The sequence below is a fragment of the Kitasatospora sp. NPDC036934 genome (genome assembly GCF_055608425.1).
Map to the genome: position 1 here is coordinate 273206 of NZ_JBVJQR010000004.1, position 18873 is coordinate 292078.

At 73.2% G+C, this 18873-nt stretch carries 18 protein-coding genes and 1 tRNA gene; 14 read left to right on the top strand and 5 right to left on the bottom strand.

What is annotated here, in order from left to right; translation table 11 throughout:
* Positions 1 to 100: 100 nt before the first annotated feature.
* Positions 101 to 1471, bottom strand: coding sequence for a coiled-coil domain-containing protein (locus ACZ7BZ_RS08640; protein WP_470357723.1), 1371 nt, complete (start codon positions 1469 to 1471; stop codon positions 101 to 103).
* Positions 1472 to 1619: 148 nt separating this feature from the next.
* Here ACZ7BZ_RS08640 and ACZ7BZ_RS08645 point away from each other — a divergent pair.
* From ACZ7BZ_RS08645 to ACZ7BZ_RS08680, 8 genes are all read left to right on the top strand, one after another.
* A tRNA-Val gene (locus ACZ7BZ_RS08645) sits at positions 1620 to 1691 on the top strand.
* Positions 1692 to 1938: 247 nt separating this feature from the next.
* Positions 1939 to 2562, top strand: coding sequence for a methyltransferase family protein (locus ACZ7BZ_RS08650; protein ID WP_470357724.1), 624 nt, complete (start codon positions 1939 to 1941; stop codon positions 2560 to 2562).
* A gap of 49 nt (positions 2563 to 2611) precedes the next feature.
* Positions 2612 to 3229, top strand: a complete 618-nt coding sequence (locus ACZ7BZ_RS08655; RefSeq protein ID WP_470357725.1) for an HAD family hydrolase — start codon at positions 2612 to 2614, stop codon at positions 3227 to 3229.
* Between the two features lie 229 nt (positions 3230 to 3458).
* Positions 3459 to 4163, top strand: coding sequence for a VIT1/CCC1 transporter family protein (locus ACZ7BZ_RS08660; protein ID WP_470357726.1), 705 nt, complete (start codon positions 3459 to 3461; stop codon positions 4161 to 4163).
* 159 nt (positions 4164 to 4322) lie between these two features.
* Entirely contained in the window at positions 4323 to 6836 is a 2514-nt protein-coding gene (locus tag ACZ7BZ_RS08665) for an ATP-dependent Clp protease ATP-binding subunit (RefSeq protein ID WP_470357800.1), read from the top strand.
* Positions 6837 to 7089: 253 nt separating this feature from the next.
* Positions 7090 to 8217 carry a sensor histidine kinase gene (locus ACZ7BZ_RS08670; protein WP_470357727.1) on the top strand — a complete coding sequence of 376 codons (1128 nt, stop codon included), beginning with the start codon at positions 7090 to 7092 and terminating at the stop codon, positions 8215 to 8217.
* Positions 8214 to 8891, top strand: coding sequence for a response regulator (locus ACZ7BZ_RS08675; protein WP_470357728.1), 678 nt, complete (start codon positions 8214 to 8216; stop codon positions 8889 to 8891). Before ACZ7BZ_RS08670 ends, ACZ7BZ_RS08675 begins: the two co-directional genes overlap by 4 nt.
* Positions 8892 to 9104: 213 nt before the next feature.
* Positions 9105 to 9350 (top strand): SHOCT domain-containing protein, encoded by a 246-nt coding sequence (locus ACZ7BZ_RS08680; protein WP_470357729.1) that lies wholly within the window; start codon positions 9105 to 9107, stop codon positions 9348 to 9350.
* Between the two features lie 135 nt (positions 9351 to 9485).
* Here ACZ7BZ_RS08680 and ACZ7BZ_RS08685 read toward each other — a convergent pair whose 3' ends face one another.
* From ACZ7BZ_RS08685 to ACZ7BZ_RS08695, 3 genes are all read right to left on the bottom strand, one after another.
* Positions 9486 to 10376 carry a metallophosphoesterase family protein gene (locus ACZ7BZ_RS08685; protein ID WP_470357730.1) on the bottom strand — a complete coding sequence of 297 codons (891 nt, stop codon included), beginning with the start codon at positions 10374 to 10376 and terminating at the stop codon, positions 9486 to 9488.
* Positions 10377 to 10491: 115 nt separating this feature from the next.
* Positions 10492 to 10815, bottom strand: coding sequence for a DUF4190 domain-containing protein (locus ACZ7BZ_RS08690; protein ID WP_470357731.1), 324 nt, complete (start codon positions 10813 to 10815; stop codon positions 10492 to 10494).
* A 129-nt stretch (positions 10816 to 10944) separates the two neighbouring features.
* The gene (locus ACZ7BZ_RS08695) at positions 10945 to 11100 is read right to left on the bottom strand and encodes a hypothetical protein (RefSeq protein ID WP_380455354.1); all 156 of its coding nucleotides are present in this window, start codon (positions 11098 to 11100) and stop codon (positions 10945 to 10947) included.
* Positions 11101 to 11221: 121 nt separating this feature from the next.
* Here ACZ7BZ_RS08695 and ACZ7BZ_RS08700 point away from each other — a divergent pair, with 121 nt between their 5' ends.
* From ACZ7BZ_RS08700 to ACZ7BZ_RS08725, 6 genes are all read left to right on the top strand, one after another.
* Positions 11222 to 11851, top strand: coding sequence for a TetR family transcriptional regulator (locus tag ACZ7BZ_RS08700; protein WP_470357732.1), 630 nt, complete (start codon positions 11222 to 11224; stop codon positions 11849 to 11851).
* Positions 11852 to 12056: 205 nt separating this feature from the next.
* Positions 12057 to 12917 (top strand): S1 family peptidase, encoded by an 861-nt coding sequence (locus ACZ7BZ_RS08705; RefSeq protein ID WP_470357733.1) that lies wholly within the window; start codon positions 12057 to 12059, stop codon positions 12915 to 12917.
* A 163-nt stretch (positions 12918 to 13080) separates the two neighbouring features.
* A complete protein-coding gene (locus ACZ7BZ_RS08710) occupies positions 13081 to 14574 on the top strand; it encodes a S28 family serine protease (RefSeq protein ID WP_470357734.1) in 1494 nt (497 codons plus the stop codon).
* Between the two features lie 220 nt (positions 14575 to 14794).
* A complete protein-coding gene (locus ACZ7BZ_RS08715; protein ID WP_470357735.1) occupies positions 14795 to 15502 on the top strand; it encodes a TetR/AcrR family transcriptional regulator in 708 nt (235 codons plus the stop codon).
* Positions 15486 to 17120, top strand: a complete 1635-nt coding sequence (locus tag ACZ7BZ_RS08720; RefSeq protein WP_470357736.1) for an acyl-CoA dehydrogenase family protein — start codon at positions 15486 to 15488, stop codon at positions 17118 to 17120. Before ACZ7BZ_RS08715 ends, ACZ7BZ_RS08720 begins: the two co-directional genes overlap by 17 nt.
* Positions 17117 to 18052, top strand: coding sequence for an amidohydrolase family protein (locus ACZ7BZ_RS08725; protein WP_470357737.1), 936 nt, complete (start codon positions 17117 to 17119; stop codon positions 18050 to 18052). The genes ACZ7BZ_RS08720 and ACZ7BZ_RS08725 overlap by 4 nt, the downstream gene beginning before the upstream one ends.
* On the opposite strand, the gene ACZ7BZ_RS08730 is transcribed toward ACZ7BZ_RS08725, so the two are convergent.
* Positions 18045 to 18857: an inositol monophosphatase family protein gene (locus ACZ7BZ_RS08730; RefSeq protein WP_380455343.1), complete on the bottom strand. Its 813-nt coding sequence runs from the start codon at positions 18855 to 18857 to the stop codon at positions 18045 to 18047. The two genes, ACZ7BZ_RS08725 and ACZ7BZ_RS08730, sit on opposite strands and share 8 nt — an antisense overlap.
* Positions 18858 to 18873 lie beyond the last annotated feature (16 nt).

Genomic DNA, 18873 nt, shown 5'->3' on the forward strand with positions numbered 1-18873 from the left:
CCCGCAGGGTACCGATGCTTCGCCCGCACCGTCAGCGGTGCTCGGTCGACAGCGTCAGCGGTGCTCGGTCCGTAGCGTCAGCGGTGCTCTTCCCTCGTCGTCAGCGGTGGCCGAGGTCCCCGCGGATCATGCCGATCACCCGAGCCGCCGCGTCCCGCACCGCCGCCAGCTCGGTCAGGAAGAACCAGTAGTCGGGGTGCCGGCCCGCCGCCTCCAGCGTCGCCACCGCGCGGTCCAGCCGGGCCACCGCCTCGTCGAGCGGGGCGGCGTGCCGCGGATCCGGCGCGCTGCGGCCCGCCATCGCCAGGCGCTGGGCGTCCCGTACCGCGAAGCGGGCGCGCTCGACCTCCCGGTTCGGATCGTGCTGCACCTCGTTCAGCTGCCGCAGCCGCTCGTTCACCGCCACCACCGAGCCGTCCGCGGTGTCCAGCAGCGCGCGGACCGTGCCGATCGCCGCCGTCGCATCCGCCCAGCGCTGCTCGTCCCGGGCCCGGGACGCCTCCGCGAGCTTGGCCTCGGCGGCCCGACCGGCCTCGGCGACCTGCTCGGGCACCCGCTGGAGGTCCTGCCAGCAGGCGGTGCTGAAGCGGCGGCGCAGTTCGCTCAGCGCCGGATCCACCGTCCCGGCCTTGGTCTCCAGCGCCTGGATCCGGGTCCGCAGGCTGGACACCCGCCGGTCCAGCTCACGCGCCCGCTCGGGCAGCTGCGCGGCATCGGCGGTGATCGCCTCCGCGCGCCGCCGCACGTCTTCGGCACGCTGCAGCGTGGCCGCCACCCCGTGCCGCGCCGGGCCCTCGTTCAGCCGGCCCAGCTCGGGCGCCAACTCGGCCAGCCGGGCCGCCAGTTCATCGGCCCGCAGGCCCGCGCCGCGCACCTCGTCCAGCGTGGTCGTCGCCTGCAGCAGCGCGCGCTTGGCCTGCTCCACGGCCGGGGTGACCCGCATCAGCTGCTGCTCGGCGTGCTGCAGGGCCGGCTGGAGGCGGCGCAGGAAGTCGGTCAGCTCGGCGCGGGCCGAACGGAGCTGGCCCTGCACGTCCGTCAGCAGCCGTCGGGCCTGGGCCACCGCACCGGCGTCCAGCGCCTCGTTCTCCAGGTCATGGGCGTCCAGAGCGGCCAGGTAGTTCACCGTGACCTGCTCCACCCGGCCGGAGATCGCCGGCAACTCGGCCAGCACCCGCTGCGCCGCCGCGGCGTCCTCCGCCGCCCGCACGGTCTCCACCGCCAGCTGCAGCTCCCGCTGGGTCTCGTCCAGCTCGTAGAACGCCTCCTGCGCCGCGGCCCGCGCCTCCCGCGCCTCCGCCCGCACCCCGTCCCCGGCACCCCGCCGGCCCCACCAGCCGCCACTGCCCGCCGACGCCAACCCGACCGCCCCCAGCGCACCCGCCAGCACCACCGGCAACACCAGCGCGTCGCCCAGCGCACTCCCCGCCCGACGCCGCCCCCGCCGCCCGCTCCCGCCGGCCACCGTCACTGCGTGCTCCCTGCTCCGACCCGCTGATCCGCGCCCATTCTCCCCGATCCCCCCACCCCGAGGGGACCCCGGGGCCCGCCCCACACCACACCACTCCTCCGAACCAGGTACCCTAGGCACTCGTCGTGCGCCCACCGGCCACGAGCGGGGGCGCGTAGCTCAGTGGTAGAGCGCCGCTCTTACAAAGCGGATGTCGGCGGTTCGAAACCGTCCGCGCCCACCCCGTGAACAGCTGAAACGAAGGCTGCGGCCCAGGTCAGGAGCATGATTCCGACCTGGGCCGCAGCCGTTTCGGCAGTCTCGCCACAGAAGTCGATCTCCGGTATGTCGCCCAAACGATCACGGGGGAGCCCCCTGGAGCGTTCCGGTCTGCGAGGTGGGGCTCCACCTGGGGGTGGACGGGGGCCGGGGTGTCGATCGGCCCAGGGGTGGTGGTGAGGGGTCGGTGGGCGGAGCAGCCTTGGGGGATGGATTCTCTGCACTCGGCAACCGAGTTGCTGACCGAGACGTGTGTCGTGATCTTCTGTGTGGCCTGGATCGCGGGTGTCCTGTACTTCGCGGTGGTGGGGCGGTCCGGTTTCCGGGGGTGGTTGGGCGGGTTGCGCCGTTCGTTGTTCCGGCGGGTGTTGTTGGGCGTCGGGGTCTATGGGGTGCTCGCCGTGCTGGACCGGACGCGGGGGTTCTGGCGGCACTTGGAGTACTGGCAGCCGGAACTCGCGGTGGTGGGTGTGCTGTTGGCGGTGGCCTCGACCGGGCTCCTGCTGTGGGCCCGGTGGGTGCTGGGGACGATGTGGGCGAGCGTGCCGACCGTCCAGGAGCGGCACGAGCTGCGCACCGACGGTCCGTACGCGCTGGTCCGTCACCCCGTCTACACCGGTCTGCTGGGTCTGATCGGCGGGGGCGTGCTGGCGTGCGGCTTCGGTGTGTGGGTCGCCTACTTCGTGATCGTGATCCCGTGGCTGCTGCTGCGGGTCCGGGCGGAGGACGGGCTGATGGCCGGCCTGTTCGGTGCGGACTACGAGGGCTACCGGGACCGTGTTCCGGCGCTGATCCCGCGGGGGTGGTACCGCTCCGGTCCGGCCGGGCGCTGACGGCACCCGGGTGCCGGGGGCGGTGGTCGTGCGTGGTAGGAGAGGTGGGGTGACTACTACCAGGGCGTTCGACGCGGTGCTGTGTGATGTGGACGGGGTGATCCGGTTCTTCGACGGGGCCGGGGTGGCGGCCTTGGAGCGGGCGGCGGGGTTGGGCGAGGGGAGTACGGCGGCGGTCGGGTTCGCGCCGGAGAACGACCTGCCGTTGTTGCTGGGGCGGATCGGCAAGGCGGAGTGGGTGGAGTCGATCGCGCGGGGATTGGCCGGGCGGGTGCCGGAGCCGGCGGCGCGGGGGCTGGCGGAGGCGTTCGCCGACTCGCCGTTCTGGGCGGACGAGGTCGTGGTGGGGTTGCTTCGGCGGGTGCGGGAGCACTGCCGAGTGGTGCTGGTGACCAATGCGACGGTGTGGCTGGACGAGGACCTGGCGCGGTTGGGGCTGACGGATCTGGCGGACGAGGTGGTGAACAGTTCCCGGGTGGGCAGTGCCAAGCCGGACCGGCGGATCTACGAGGTCGCCGCGGAGCGGGCCGGCGTGGCGCCGGAGCGCTGCCTGTTCGTCGACGACCGGCAGGAGAACGTGGACGCGGCGGTGGCGCTGGGGATGACCGGGCTGCTCTACCAGGGTCCGGAGGATCTGCGGCGGGTGCTGGCGCCTGTTGTGGGGTGACGGGCGGTCTGGGCACCGCCGTTGAGGCGGAGGGCCCGGCCGGGGAGGTGGAGGCCTGCCGGCGGCCGGGTGGGAGTCCCTGGTCGGAATGCTGGACAAGCCGCCGGCCGAGTCCGGTGGGCGGTGGCGGGTGGCGGGTGGCGGGTGGCGGGTGGCGGGGCCGGGGTCGGCGGGCGAGGATCGGGGGGACCGTATGGACCCCACGGACCCCTGAGAGCGGTGGGCGCGGATGGCGGAGCAGACCGGGGGCACCCGGGCGGAGCTGTCGGCGCGGCTGAACTGGCTGCGGGCGGCCGTGCTGGGTGCCAACGACGGTGTGGTCTCCACCGCCGGGATCGTGACCGGTGTGGCGGGGGCGGCCGGCTCCCGTACCGCGCTGCTCGCGGCGGGGGTGGCCGGACTGCTGGCCGGGGCGATGTCGATGGCGGCCGGCGAGTACGTCTCGGTCAGCACCCAACGGGACACCGAGCGGGCCGCGTTGGCGAAGGAGCGGCGCGAGCTGGCGGAGGACCCGGAGGGGGAGCTCGACGAACTGGCCGACTACTACCGGGACAGCGGGCTGACCGACGGTCTGGCCCGGGAGGTGGCGACGGCGCTGACCGCGCGGGACGCGCTGGGCGCCCACGCGCAGACCGAACTCGGCATCGACCCCGAGGCGTTGACCAATCCCTGGGAGGCGGCGCTGGCCAGCGCGGCCGCGTTCACCCTGGGCGCGCTGGTGCCGCTGCTGGCGGTCATGCTGCCGCCGGAGTCCTGGCGGCTGGCGGTGACGGTGGTGGCGGTCGTGGTGGCGCTGACCCTGTCGGGCTGGACGAGCGCCCGGCTGGGCGGGGCCGGGCCGGGACGGGCGGTGCTGCGCAACGTGGTGGGCGGGCTGCTGGCGATGGCGGTGACGTACAGCGGCGGTGTCCTGCTGGAGCAGATCACCGGTTGAGCGGGCGGGATCGCGGGTTCCGCGGGACCTGGGGGATCAGGGACCGGGGGAGCGGCATCCGGGGCCGGAGCGCTCCGGACGGTTCGCCCGGGAGGCGGGTCCACGCGCCCTGTGTTTGTGTGGCTGCAAACCGCTTGGGAGAGGTGAACCTCCGTGACCATGCCCCCGTTCGGATCGAACGACCCGTTCTCCGACCTGCTCAGCCGGTTCTTCGGGATGAGCCCGCTGGCCTCTCCGCCCGCCGTGCAGCGGGTGCCGATCGGGCGGTTGCTGAGCGAGTCCTCCCAGGAGTTGCTGGGGCTCGCCGCGCAGCGCGCGGCCGAGGACGGCAGCAGCAACCTCGACACCGCGCACCTGGCCTGGGCGGCCACCCGGGTGGAGCCCTCGCGGCGGATGCTGGAGCGGGCGGGCATCGACCCGGACCGGCTGTCCGGGGACCTGGCGCACGCGCTGCCCACCGGCGACCGGGAGCCGCTGGACGGGCAGCCCGCGCTGACCCCCTCGGCCAAGCGCGCGCTGCTCGCCGCGCACGCCCGTTCGCAGGCGGTCGGCGCCTCGTACATCGGCCCGGAGCACATCCTCGGCGCGCTGCTGGAGCAGGAACGTTCCGGCGCGGGTACGGCGTTGCGCAACGCGGCGCCCTCGCAGGAGGCGCTGAAGTCGGTGCTGGAAGGGCGCGGTACCGGTGGCGAGCGCAGCAGCTCGGGCGCCCACCCGAGCGAGACGCCGACGCTGGACGAGTACGGCCAGGACCTCACCGAGGAGGCGCGCGGCGGCCGGCTGGACCCGGTGGTCGGGCGGGCCGAGGAGATCGAGCAGACCGTGGAGATCCTCTCCCGGCGGACCAAGAACAACCCGGTGCTGATCGGCGAGCCGGGCGTCGGCAAGACCGCGATCGTCGAGGGGCTGGCCCAGCGGATCGTCTCCGGGGACGTGCCGCAGAGCCTCAAGGACAAGCGGGTGGTCACCCTGGACCTGACCGCCCTGGTGGCCGGCTCCAAGTACCGGGGCGAGTTCGAGGAGCGGCTGAAGAAGGTGATCGACGAGGTCACGGCGGCCGAGAAGAGCGTGATCCTGTTCCTGGACGAGCTGCACACCGTGGTCGGCGCGGGCGGTGGCGGCGAGGGCTCGATGGACGCCGGCAACATCCTCAAACCGGCCCTGGCGCGTGGTGAGTTGAGCGTGGTCGGGGCGACCACGCTGGACGAGTACCGCAAGCACGTGGAGAAGGACGCCGCGCTGGAGCGGCGCTTCCAGCCGGTGCTGGTGCCGGAGCCGAGCGTCGAGGAGACGATCGAGATCCTCCAGGGGCTGCGCGACGCCTACGAGGCGCACCACCAGGTGCGGTTCACCGACGAGGCGCTGGACGCGGCGGCGACGCTCTCCGACCGGTACGTCAGCGACCGCTTCCTGCCCGACAAGGCGATCGACCTGCTCGACCAGGCCGGCGCCCGGGTACGTCTGCGCAGCCTCAGCGGCTCCACCGCGGCGACCTCCGTGCAGGACCGGATCACCAAGCTGAAGCGGGAGCTGGACGAGGCCGTCGCGGACGAGGAGTTCGTGCGGGCCGCCAACCTGAAGACCGAACTGCGGCAGACCGAGGACGAGTTGGCGGCGATCGCGGAGTCCCGCGAGGAGGTCGTCGAGGTGACCGCCGACGACATCGCCCAGGTGCTCTCCTCCCGGACCGGCATCCCGGTGGCGGAGCTGAACGCGACCGAGAAGGAGCGGCTGCTCAAGCTGGAGGACCACCTGCACGAGAAGGTGATCGGCCAGGACGAGGCGGTCACCGCCGTCGCCCAGGCGGTGCGCCGCGGCCGGGCCGGGATGGGCGACCCGGACCGGCCGACCGGCTCCTTCCTCTTCCTCGGGCCGACCGGCGTCGGCAAGACCGAGCTGGCCAAGGCGCTGGCGGCGCTGCTGTTCGGCGACCCGGACCGGATGATCCGCTTCGACATGAGCGAGTTCCAGGAGAAGCACACCGTCTCCCGGCTGGTCGGCTCCCCGCCCGGCTACGTCGGCTACGAGGAGGCGGGGCAGCTGACCGAGGCGGTGCGCCGCAAGCCGTACAGCGTGCTGCTCTTCGACGAGGTGGAGAAGGCGCACCCGGACGTCTTCAACCTGCTGCTCCAGGTGCTGGACGACGGGCGGCTCACCGACTCGCAGGGGCGTACGGTCGACTTCCGCAACACCGTGGTGATCATGACCAGCAACATCGGGTCGCAGCGGATCCTGGACCACTCGGGCAACGTGGACGAGATCCGCGACGACCTGATGCAGGACCTGCGCCGGCAGTTCCGGCCGGAGTTCCTCAACCGGATCGACGAGGTGATCGTCTTCCACGCGCTCACCCGGAAGGACCTGCTGTCGGTCGTCGGCCTGCTGCTGGAGCGCACCCGGCGGCGGCTGCGGGCCCAGGACGTGCGGCTTGAGGTCACCGAGGCGGCCAAGGAGTACCTGGTCAACCGCGGCTACCAGCCGGAGTTCGGGGCCCGGCCGCTGCGCCGGACGATCCAGTCGGAGCTGGACAACCGGATCTCCAACCTGCTGCTGGACGGCTCCGTGCGGGAGGGGGACACGCTGCTCGCGGACGTCCGCGACGGGGAACTGGTGGTGACGCTGGCGCGGCCGGAGGCGTCGGCGACCTCCGGACAGGCGGAGCAGGCGGAGTGACCGGTTCGGGCGTACTCCAGCGGGAGTACGCCCGAACGCCACTGGTGGAGGACGTGCGGGAGCCGGGAGCGGGTCTAGCCTTCCGGGCATGATGCCGCCCACGCCCCAGCCCCCGGAGCCGTCGGGCCCGCCGTCCGCCGCGACGCCACCTGCGCCGGAGCCGCCGTCCGGGCGCCGGCGCCCGCCCTGGGCACGTGCGGGTCGGCCGGGCCGATCGGGCTGGCCGGGCTGGTCCGGCGGGTCGGGACCGCCGGTGCGGCTGGCGCTGGCGGCCGCGGTGGTCCAGGTGGTCGGGTCGGGCGTCGCCGCGCGCCACCAGGGCGGCCGGGTCCCGCTGGACGTCTTCGGCTACCTCCTGCTGCTGCTCGGCCCGGCGCTGCTGGTGCTGTTCGGGCGCCGTCCGGTGGCGGCCGTGGCGGGGACGTCGGTGGTCACCGCCGGGTACCTGGCCGCCGGGTACCCGTACGGGCCGGTGTTCGTGAGCTGGGTGATCGCCTGCGGCCTCGCGATCGGCTGCGGGCACCGCCGGGCGGCCTGGGCCGGGGTCGCCGGGGTGTACCTGGTGCACGTCCTGGCCACCTTCGTGCTGCCGGACAGCTGGCAGCGCACCCCGCCGAGCAGGTTCGTCTGGCAGGCCGAACTCGGTTTGCTGGCCTGGCTGTTGCTGGTGCTGGCGGTCGCCGAGCTGATCCGCTTCCGGCGCGAGCGGATCGCCGCCCACCGGGCCTACCGGCAGCAGCTGGAGCAGCGCCGGGCCAACGAGGAACGGCTCAGGATGGCCCGGGAGCTGCACGACATCCTGGCGCACAGCCTGTCGCTGATCAACATCCAGGCCGGGGTCGCGCTGGCGCTGCTCGACCGGCGGCCGGAGGAGGCCCGCACCGCCCTGGTGACCATCAAGTCGACCAGCAAGGAGGCACTCGGCGAGGTCCGCCAGGTGCTCGCCACGCTGCGCGGGCCCGACGCGGCGCCGCGCGGGCCGGCCCCCGGGCTGGGTCGGCTGGACGAACTCACCGAGCAGGCCGACCGGGTGGGCCTGGCGGTCCAGGTGCACGAGGACGGCGAGCGCCGACCGCTGTCCGCCACCGTCGACCTCACCGCCTTCCGGATCGTCCAGGAGGCACTGACCAACGTCATCCGCCACTCGGTGGCCCGGGAGGCGGTGGTGGTGCTCGACTGGCGGGATGCCGCCGTCCTGGTGGTGCTGGTCGAGGACCCGGGGCCCGCGGTGGTCGGCGACGCCGGAGGGTCCGGCAGCGGGCTGGTCGGGATGCGGGAACGGGCGTCCGCGTTCGGTGGCACCATCACGGCGGGGCCGCTGCCGGGCGGCGGCTTCCGGGTCCGGGCGGAGCTGCCGACACCGAAGGCGGAGAGCGATTGATTCGGGTAATGCTGGCGGATGACCAACTGCTGGTCCGGGCGGGCTTCCGGGCCCTGCTGGACCTCCAGGACGACCTCACGGTGGTCGGCGAGGCGGACGACGGCGAGGCGGCGCTCCGGCTCGCCCGCGAACTGGTGCCGGACGTCGTGCTGATGGACGTCCGGATGCCCCGGATGGACGGGCTGGAGGCGACCAGGAGGATCGCCGCGGACCCGGCGCTGTCCTCCGTACGGGTGGTCGTGCTGACCACCTTCGAGCTGGACGAGTACGTCTTCGAGGCGCTGCGCTCGGGGGCGGCGGGCTTCCTGGTCAAGGACACCGAGCCGGCCGACCTGCTGCGGGCGATCCGGGTCGCGGTCGCCGGCGACGCGCTGCTCTCACCGGGCGTGACCAGGCGGCTGATCGGCGAGTTCGCGGCCCGCTCGAAGGGGCCCGAGGCGGCTCCGGCGGGGCTCTCGGACATCTCGATGCTGACCGAGCGGGAGCGCGAGGTGCTGGCGCTGGTCGGGATGGGGCTGTCCAACGACGAGATCGCCCGGCGGCTGGTGGTCAGCCCGCTGACGGCGAAGACCCACGTCAGCCGGGCGATGGTGAAGCTCGGGGCCCGGGACCGGGCGCAACTGGTGGTGCTGGCGTACGAGTCGGGGTTGGTGCGGCCGGGCTGGCTGGGCTGACGGCTACTCCCGGTCCGGCGTGTCGGACGGTGTTCGTACTCTCGCGGGAGTACCCCGACTGCCGCTGCTGGGAGGATGCGCGATGAGACTCCTCGGCGGGACGCTCAGGGCACCTCGGGAAACCCCGGGGGTGTGGAGCCGACCGCGAGGAGATGACCCGCGATGTACACCCAGCTGGCAGATTGGCACGGGCCGGGCGCCTGGATCCTGCTGGTGCCCCTGGTCTGGATCGCCGTGGTGGTCCTGGTGATCGCGCTGCTGCGCCGGACGGTCTGGCGGCGCCGCGGAGCCTGCGGCTTCGCGGGCGGGGCCGGAGCCGCCGGGGCGGCGGAGCACCCGCTCGCCGTCCTGGGCCGCCGCTACGCGGAGGGCGACATCGACGCCGAGGAGTACCGCGCCAAGCGGGCCGTGCTCACGGAGCCGACCAGGGACACCGACCGGGGAAGTGGCGCCAGGTGACCGTGCCCGGCACCGGACTCGACACCGGACGCGGCACCGCTGCCCGGGCTGCCGACGCCGTGAAGGTCCACGGCGCCGGTGGCACCGGCATCCGGGCGCGGAGGCTCGGGGCGCCGCCGCTCACGGCACCTCCGCTCAGCCCACCCTGACCTGCGGGAGCACCTCCCGCAGGAGCGGGTCCGGCAGCCCGCGCTTGCGCCACTCGCGCGGGTAGCCGAGCGAGACCTCTTCGAACGGGACGCCGTCGTAGGTGGTCTTGCGCGGGATGTGCAGGTGGCCGTAGATCATCGCGGCGGTGTTGAAGCGGCGGTGCCAGTCGGCGGTCAGCTCGGTGCCGCACCACTGGGCGAACTCGGGGTACCAGAGGACGTCGGTGGGGTGGCGGACCAGCGGATAGTGGTTGACCAGGACCAGCGGGACGTCCGGGTCGCAAGCCGCGAGCCGCTGCTCGGTCAGCCGGACGCGCTCGCGGCACCAGGAGTCGCGGTCCGGGAACGGGTCCGGGTGGAGCATCCGCTCGTCCGCGCAGACGATGCCGCTCTCGTAGGCGGCCGCCAGGGACTCCTCCTTGGTGGCCGTGCCCGGGGCACGGAAGGAGTAGTCGTACAGGAGGAAGAGCGGGGCGATACGGACGGGGCCGCCCGGGCCCTGCCAGATCGGGTACGGGTCCTCGGGGGTGACGACGCCGAGGCCGCGGCACAGTTCCACCAGGTGGTCGTAGCGGGCCACGCCGCGGAGCTGGACCGGGTCCTCGGGGTGGGTCCACAGCTCGTGGTTGCCGGGCGCCCACACCACGCGGGCGAAGCGGTCGGCGAGCAGGCCGAGCGCCCACTCGATGCTGGTGGTGAGTTCGGCGACGTCCCCGGCGACGAGCAGCCAGTCGTCGGGGTGGGTGGGCCGGAGCTTCTCCACCAGTTCGCGGTTCTCCTGGTAGGAGATGTGCAGATCGCTCACCGCGAGCAGCCGCCCGCCCCCGCCCGGGTCGGTGGACGCCGACTGTGCGTCGCTGCGGATCTCGGTACTCACTCCTGCCCCCTGGGGTCACCCGGCCGATGTGGCCACCCTACGTGGCGGGCGGGGGCCGTGGGCAGAGTTGGGGTGATCAGTGGTTCGGCCAGCGAGCCGGGGATTTGAGCGTAGTTCAGGAGCCGAGGTCGATCAGCACGCCGTGGGAGGTGGCGGTGGTGACGGCGAGGATGACCAGGGAGGTGATGCCCAGGGCCAGGCCGAGGAAGGCGCGGACGCGGCGGTCGGTGCCACGGACCAGGGCCAGCGTGGCGAGGGTGATGGCGATCGGGCCCAGGACGATGTTGAAGAGCAGCAGGCCGGGGAGGCCGAGGAGGAAGGAGGCGATGGCCAGGTTGTCGGCCTCGGTGGTGCCCTGACGGTCGCCGGCGGTGCGGTCGCCGGCGGTGCGCCCGGTGGCGGCGCGGTTGGTGCGGGCGTGCTCGGTGACGGTGCTCATGGCGGTGGCGGTCCTCTCAACGGGAGTGGACGGGGCGGCGGGGCTTGCGGGGGCCGGCGGCGTTCGTTCGGCCCTGGGGCGTTCGGCTGGGCCCGTAACGTTCGGCCGGGCTTGGGGTGTTCGGCCGGATCAGCGGTGGCGCAGGCGGGCGATGCCCTCGCGGGCGCCGAAGGCGAGCAGCCAGGCGGCGATGGCGGCGGAGGCGGCGAGGAACACCGGGAGGGGGAGGTGGGCGGCGGTGCCGATCAGGACTCCCATGGCGACCAGTGCGGAGAACAGGATCACGGCTGGCTCCTTCGGCTGCGGCTGGTGCTGTGCCGGTTTCGGTTGACAAGTGTTCACTGACTTCGGGCACCACTGTACGCCCGGCTGGCCAAGTTCGGCAAACGACTGTTTACTGAATGGCGTGAGTCACACCGTAGGGGCCAGACAGGCCCAGAAGCAGCAGAGTCGGCGGGCCTTGCTGGACGCGGGGCTGCACCTGCTGGCCGATCAGAACCTGGCCAGCCTGGGCGTCCGCGAGGTCACCCGGGAGGCAGGACTGTCCCCGGCCGCCTTCTACCGGCACTTCCCCGACCTCGCCGCCCTCGGCGTCGCGCTGGTCGAGGAGTCGCTCGCCAGCCTGCACGTCATGATCCGCTCGGTGCTCGCCGAGGCCGGCGGCGCCGAGGAGCTGATCGACCGGACGGTGGACGTGATCCGGCAGCACGTCCGCGAACACCGCCCGCACGTACGCTTCCTGGCGCGCGAGCGGCACGGCGGGGTCCGGCAGGTGCGCGAGGCGATCGACGCCGAGCTCGGCCGCTTCGCCGCCGAGGTCGGTTCCGCGCTGGCGCTCCAGCCGGTCTCGAAGGGCTGGAGCGAGCAGGATCTGCGGATGCTCGCCGAGTTGTACGTCGACCACATGGTGTCGACGGCCTCCGCCTTCCTGGAGGCCCAGGAGGCGGACCCGGCCCGCGAGCAGCGGATCGCCGCGACCGCCCGGCTGCAGCTGCGCCTGATCAGCCTCGGCCGGCTTCATTGGCAGGGGAGTTGAGCGCTCCGGGCACCTGGCGGGCCCCCGGCGAGCTCCGGATGGCCCCCGGGTGAGCTCCTGCTTGGTCCCCGGTGAGCCCCGACCGGGTTCGGTGGGGGCGGGGTGGCCCTCGCGGTCAGGGGTGTTCTCTTGGTCTTGTTTTGACTCTTGACAGTAAGTCATGTCCGCGACAGTTTTGGGGGACCCCCACACCGAGAGGTCTCTCATGAAGAAGCCGCTCATAGGCATGCTCTCCACGCTCCTGGTCGCCGGTGCGTCCTCCCTCGTCGGCGCCCTCCCTGCCCAGGCCGCCGCCCCGGCCCAGGCAGCCCCGACCCAGGCCGCCCCGACGGCCGCCGTCAGCTTCGCCGGGACGGTCGCGCTCAGCAACTGCTCCGGTTCGCTGGTGCGGATGCCGAACTCGGCCGCGACCGACCCGGCCCTCGTGCTCTCCAACGGCCACTGTCTGGAATCCGGCATGCCGGGCCCCGGCGAGGTGGTGCTCGACCAGGCCTCCAGCCGGACCTTCACCCTGCTCAACGCCACCGGCGGCCGCCTCGCCACCCTGCGCGCGACCAAGGTGGTCTACGGCGCCATGACCGACACCGATGTGTCGATCTACCAGCTGAACACCAGCTACGCCTCGATCAAGTCGAAGTACGGGATCTCGCCGCTGACCATCGCCGACACCCACCCCGCCCAGGGTGCGGACATCCGGGTCGTCTCCGGTTACTGGAAGAAGATCTACTCCTGTTCGATCGACGGCTTCGCCTACCGGCTGAACGAGGCCGACTGGACCTTCAAGGACTCGGTCCGCTACACCTCCGGCTGCAACGTCATCGGCGGCACCTCCGGCTCGCCGGTGGTCGACGCCTCGACCGGTCAGCTGGTCGCGGTGAACAACACGATCAACGAGAACGGCGAGTCCTGCACCCTTGACAACCCGTGTGAGGTCGACGAGAGCGGCGCGGTGACGGTGCACCAGGGCATCGGCTACGCCCAGGAGACGTACGGCATCCCCGCCTGCTTCGCCCCCGGCAACCGCCTGGACCTCACCCTGTCGGGCTGCACCCTGCCCCGCCCGTAGGCCTCGTCGACACCCCTCCCTGAGCAGCACCTTCTCCCGATGGGCCACCCGCGACCAGGCGGGTGGCCCATTCGGCCGTCCGCCGGGCGGCCGCCGCGCCATCCGCACCGCAGAGTTGTGCCGACGAGGCAGCTGCCATGTCCGTTGACCAGATGGAGAGTTGATGACCACCAAGCTGAAGAGGCTGTTGGTTTCCGTCCTGCTGATACCGATGTTCGCGATCGGCGTCCTGGCCGCCCCGGCCTCGGCTGCCGGCGGACAGGGGGTCGAGGCGGCCGGTGCCGCGCACGGCCGGAGCCCCGCGGACGACCCGACCGCCGACATCAAGGACCGCCTGGCGGCGATCCCCGGCGTGACGATCACCGAGGAGCAGCCGACCACCACCGGCCACCGCTACTTCCTGGCCACCTACACCCAGCCGATCGACCACTTCCGCCCCTGGCTGGGCACCTTCCAGCAGCGCTTCAGCGTGCTGCACCGGGGCTACGACCGCCCGACCGTCTTCTACACCAACGGCTACACGCTGGGCACCACCCCGTCCCGCACCGAGCCGACCCGGCTGGTGGACGGCAACCAGGTCTCCATCGAGTACCGGTTCTTCACCCCCTCCCGCCCCGAGCCGGCCGACTGGTCCAAGGCGGGCATCCGCCAGCAGGCCGCCGACTCGCACAAGCTGGTGACCGCGCTCAAGCGGATCTACCAGCAGGAGTGGCTCTCCACCGGTGCCAGCAAGGGCGGCATGTCCTCCACCTTCTACCGCCGCTTCTACCCGGACGACGTGGCGGGCACGATCGCCTACGTCGCGCCGAACAACACCGATGTCAACGACTACGCGGCCTACACCGACTTCTTCCGCACCGTCGGCACGCCCGAGTGCCGCGCCAAGCTGAACGCCGCCCAGCGCGAGCTGCTGGTGCGTCGCGACCGCCTGGAGCCCCGCTACGTCGCCGACAACAAGGCGGCGGGCTCCACCTTCAATACCCTCGGCACCCCGGACCGCGCCTACGAGGCCGGTGTGCTCGACGTGGTCTGGGCGTTCTGGCAGTACAGCCTGGAGTCGGACTGCGCGAAGGTCCCGGTGGCCGCCACCGCGACCGACGACGAGCTGTACGCGTGGTACGACGCCCAGTCCGGCATCACCGGCAACAGCGACCAGTCGCTGGCGAAGTACACCGCGTACTACTACCAGGCCGCGACCGAGCTGGGTGCGCCGTACTTCGACGTCTCGTACCTGAAGGACCAGCTGCACTACGACTACAAGGAGCTCTACTCGGCCCGCTCCTACGTGCCGAAGGAGATCCCGACCGTCTTCAACCCGCGTGCGATGCCCGACATCGACCGCTGGGTGAAGCGCGAGGGCGAGCGGATCATGTTCGTCTACGGCGGCAACGACCCGTGGGGCGCCAAGCCGTTCCACCTCGGCCGGGGCAGTGACGACAGCTACGTCTACGTCGTTCCGGGCGGCAACCACGGCTCCAACATCGGCAAGCTGCCGGCCGCGCAGTCGGCGGAGGCCACCGCCAAGGTGCTGGAGTGGGCCGGTCTGGGTGACCAGGACGGTGCCCGCTCGCTGGCCAAGTCCCCGCAGACGGGGGCGCCCTTCGGCCCGCTCGACATCGAGGGCCAGCGGCTGGAGCAGGAGCGCCGCCCGCTGTAACACCCCGTAGCCGGCCGTCAAGGCCAGCCGGACCAGCCGGACCAGCCGGACCGGTACGACCAGCATGACCAGCGCGCTCGGCATAACCAGCGCGACCAGTCGGACCAGCCGGACCAGCAGGGCCAGGAGGCCGCCCCACCCGGGGCGGCCTCCCGTCGTTGGAGCCGAACGAGGGCGCCGCCCCCTCCCCGAAGTAGTGAATCGGTGCTTCAATGCTTCCATGGCCTATCGACGCACCCCCGCCGTCCAAGCCCGCCTGGACGCCCAGCGCGAGGCGGTGTTGCAGTCGGCGGTCGGCCTGCTCGCCGAGCGCGGCTACGGCGGCTGCACCATGGCCGCCGTGGCGGACCGCGCCGGGATCGCCACCGGCAGCGTCTACCAGCACTTCGCCAACAAGGCCGAGCTGTCGGTGGAGTTGTTCCGCCGGGTGGTCACCCGCGAGATGGCCGCGGTGAACACCGCCGTCGCCCTCCGGGACACCCCGCAGCGGCGGATCGCCGCCGTGGTCGAGACCTTCGCCGCCCGCGCCCTGCGCGCGCCCCGGCTGGCGTACGCGCTGCTGGTGGAGCCCGCCGACGCTGTGGTGGACGGCGAGCGCCTGGTCTTCCGGCGGGCGTTCCGGGACGTGATCGCCACCGAGATCGCCGCCGCCGTGGCGGTCGGCGAACTCCCCGAGCAGGATCCGGTGCTGACCGCCGCCGCCTTGGTCGGCGCGGTCGGTGAGGCCCTGGCCGGGCCGCTCGCGGCCGCCCCGGTCGAGACGACTGCCCCTGCCGAGACGGCCGAGACAGCCGGGAAGGCCGGGACAGCCGGGACAGCCGGGAAAGCCGAGCCCTCCGAACCCCAGCGGGCCACCGCCGAGGTGGTCCCCGCCCTGGTCTCCTTCACCCTGCGTGCCCTGGGAGGACGCGATGACAGCGACGCATGAGGTCACCAACCAGGTGCCCCTGCCGTACGGACACGACACCGCCGCCGACCCGACCCTGCTCGCCGCCCTGCACCGGGCCGGCGCGGGCTGGGCCGAGCCCGAACTGCGCGAGCTCGGCCGCCTGGCGGGTTCCGAGCAGGCCGCCGACTGGGGCCGGCTGGCCAACGAGAACCCGCCCGTGCTGCGCACCCACGACCGCTTCGGCCACCGGATCGACGAGGTCGAGTTCCACCCGTACTGGCACGAGCTGATGCGCACCGCCGTCTCGTACGGGCTGCACGCCGCGCCCTGGCGGGAGGAGCGGCCCGGCGCCCACTCCGCCCGCGCCGCCAAGTTCTTCGTCTGGAGCCAGGTCGAGGCCGGCCACACCTGCCCGATCTCGATGACCTACGCCGCCGTCCCCGCACTGCGCCAGAGTCCTGGGCTGGCCGCCGAGTTGGAGCCGCGGCTGGCCGCCACCGAGTACGACTACGGGCTGCGCGAGCCGCACACCAAGCGCGGGCTGATCGCCGGCATGTCGATGACCGAGAAGCAGGGCGGCTCGGACGTCCGCACCAACACCACCACGGCGCTCCCGCAGCCGGACGGCAGCTACCGGCTCACCGGCCACAAGTGGTTCACCTCGGCGCCGATGTCCGACCTCTTCCTGACCTTGGCCCAGGCCCCCGGCGGGCTCAGCTGCTTCGTGCTGCCGCGGGTCCTCCCGGACGGCAGCCGCAACCGGCTGCACCTGATGCGGCTCAAGGACAAGCTCGGCAACAAGTCCAACGCCTCCGCCGAGCTGGAGTACGACGGCGCGGTCGGACTGCTGGTCGGGGCCGAGGGCCGGGGCGTGCAGACCATCATCGAGATGGTCAACATGACCCGCCTGGACTGCACCATCGGCGCCGCCTCCGGGATGCGCTACGGCGCCACCCGCGCGGTCCACCACGGCCTGCACCGGCGGGCGTTCGGCAAGGCACTGGTCGACCAGCCGCTGATGCGCAACGTGCTGGCCGACCTGGTGGTGGAGTCCGAGGCGGCCACCATTGTCGCGATGCGGCTGGCCCGGTCCACCGACCTCGCTCTCGCCGGGGACGAAACCGAGGCGCTGGTCAGGCGGTTGGGCCTTGCGGTGGCCAAGTACTGGGTGTGCAAGCGCGGTCCGGCGCACTCCGCCGAGGCGCTGGAGTGCCTGGGCGGCAACGGCTACGTCGAGGAGTCCGGGATGCCCCGGCTCTACCGCGAGGCCCCGCTGGTGTCGATCTGGGAGGGCTCCGGCAACGTCGCCGCGCTGGACGCCCTGCGTGCCATGGCCAAGCGCCCGGAGACGGTCGAGGCCTTCCTCGGCGAACTCGACGCGGCCGCCGGGGCGGACCGCCGGCTGGACGCCGCCGTCGCCGAACTCCGCAAGCAGCTCAGCGACTTGAGTGATCTGGAGTACCGCACCCGGCGGCTGGTCGAGTCGATGGCGCTGGCCTTCCAGGGCTCGCTGCTGGTCCGCTACGGCAGCCCGGCGGTGGCCGACGCCTTCTGCGCGAGCCGGCTCGGCGGCGACCACGGCGCAGCCTTCGGCACCCTGCCCTCCGGTGTCGACACCGCGGAGATCATCGACCGCGCCCGCCCGGTGCCCGCGTGAACGACGAGGAGGGCCGGGAGGTCCAGGAAGCCCAGGAAGCCCAGGAAGCCCAGGAGGCGCAGGAGGCGCAGGGAGTACGGGAGTTCTGGCGGGCACTCGGCCTGCCCGGGCTGATCGACGTGCACACCCACTTCATGCCGAAGAACGTCCTCGACAAGGTGTGGGCGTATTTCGACGTGGCCGGCCCGCTGGTGAACCGCCCCTGGCCGATCACCTACCGCGAGGCCGAGGAGCAACGCGTCCAGCGGCTGCGGGACTTCGGCGTCCGGGCGTTCACCTCGATGCTCTACCCGCACAAGCCGGGCATGGCCGGCTGGCTGAACGCCTGGGCGGCCGAGTTCGCCGCCCGCACCCCGGACTGCCTCCACACCGCGACCTTCTTCCCCGAACCGGGGGTGGCCGGCTACGTGACGCGGGCGATCGAGGACGGCGCCCGGGTGTTCAAGGCGCACCTCCAGGTCGGCGGCTACGACCCGACGGACGCCCGGCTGGACGAGGTCTGGGCGCTGCTGGCCGACACCGGCACCCCGGTGGTCGCCCACTGCGGATCCGGTCCGGTCCCGGGCAAGTTCACCGGCCCCGGCCCGATCGGCGCGGTCCTGGACCGGCATCCGGGCCTGGTCCTGGTGGTCGCCCACCTGGGCATGCCCGAGTACCGCGACTTCCTGGACCTGGCCGAGCGCCACCCGTCCGTCTGGCTGGACACCACCATCGCGTTCACCGACTTCGCCGAGGCCGACGTCCCGTTCCCGCGCGACGAACTGCCGCGTCTGCGCGGGCTGGGCGAACGCGTCCTGCTGGGCAGTGACTTCCCCAACATCCCGTACCGGTACGTCCACCAGCTGGAGGCGCTGGCCGGGCTGGGGCTGGGGGAGGAGTGGCTCCGGGCGGTCTGCCACGACAACGCGGCCGCGCTGTTCGGCCTCAGCTGACGGCGCCCAGCACCCCCACCGCCGCCGGGTGCAGTCCGGGCGCGGCGGCGAGGAAGCTGTCCGAGTCGGCCGTCCAGGCCGCCCCGGCGGCGTCCGTCACCGTCGCGCCCGCCTCGCTCGCCACCAGGGCGCCGGGCAGCAGGTTGCCCGCGTCCTGGCCGTACTCCCAGAACAGCGCCAGGTGCCCGGAGCCGACCTGCGCCACCTGGAGCGCGGTCGGGCCGAGGTTGCGCACCGCCAGCACCGCGCCGGCCATCGCGGACAGCGACTCGCCGGCCCGGCGCAGCGCCACCGGGTCGGCGGCCACCAGCGGCGGCTGGCTGGTGGCGGCGACGGTGGCCGCCAACTCCCGCTCCAGCGGCGCGATCGGCCGCCCGTCCAGCTGTGCTCCGCCGCCCAGCACCGCGCGGTAGGTGCGGCCCGCGCCGAACAGCTCCGGGGCGTGCACCACGGCCAGCACCGCCGCGCCGTCGCGCACCAGGGCCGCGGTGACCGCCCAGTGCGGCTGCCCGAGCAGGTACTGCACCGCGCCGTCGGTCGCGTCGCACACCCACCATTCGCCCGCGGCGGGCACCGAGCCGTCCAACTCCTCCGGCAGCCAGCCGGCCTGGGGGCGCAGCGCGGCCAGCCGCTCGCGCAGCTCGGCGGCGGCCGGGCCGTCCAGTGCCGCGAACCGCGCCATCGCCTCCTCGACGGTCCGCCCCGGGGTGGGCTCGGCCGGCCGGCCCGCGGCCAGCTTCGCGCCGACCTCCCGCACCGCCGCCTCCACGGCCGCCGCCAGCGTCCACAGCTCCGTCGTCCCCATCGCGGTCCTCTTCCTC

Excerpts from the sequence above, each read along its gene's own strand:
- ACZ7BZ_RS08665 (WP_470357800.1), top strand. The coding sequence starts at position 4,323 with ATGCCCCCGTTCGGATCGAACGACCCGTTCTCCGACCTGCTCAGCCGG.
- ACZ7BZ_RS08730 (WP_380455343.1), bottom strand. The coding sequence starts at position 18,857 with ATGGGGACGACGGAGCTGTGGACGCTGGCGGCGGCCGTGGAGGCGGCG.
- ACZ7BZ_RS08690 (WP_470357731.1), bottom strand. The coding sequence starts at position 10,815 with ATGAGCACCGTCACCGAGCACGCCCGCACCAACCGCGCCGCCACCGGG.
- ACZ7BZ_RS08705 (WP_470357733.1), top strand. The coding sequence starts at position 12,057 with ATGAAGAAGCCGCTCATAGGCATGCTCTCCACGCTCCTGGTCGCCGGT.
- ACZ7BZ_RS08720 (WP_470357736.1), top strand. The coding sequence starts at position 15,486 with ATGACAGCGACGCATGAGGTCACCAACCAGGTGCCCCTGCCGTACGGA.
- ACZ7BZ_RS08715 (WP_470357735.1), top strand. The coding sequence starts at position 14,795 with ATGGCCTATCGACGCACCCCCGCCGTCCAAGCCCGCCTGGACGCCCAG.
- ACZ7BZ_RS08660 (WP_470357726.1), top strand. The coding sequence starts at position 3,459 with ATGGCGGAGCAGACCGGGGGCACCCGGGCGGAGCTGTCGGCGCGGCTG.
- ACZ7BZ_RS08650 (WP_470357724.1), top strand. The coding sequence starts at position 1,939 with ATGGATTCTCTGCACTCGGCAACCGAGTTGCTGACCGAGACGTGTGTC.
- ACZ7BZ_RS08710 (WP_470357734.1), top strand. The coding sequence starts at position 13,081 with ATGACCACCAAGCTGAAGAGGCTGTTGGTTTCCGTCCTGCTGATACCG.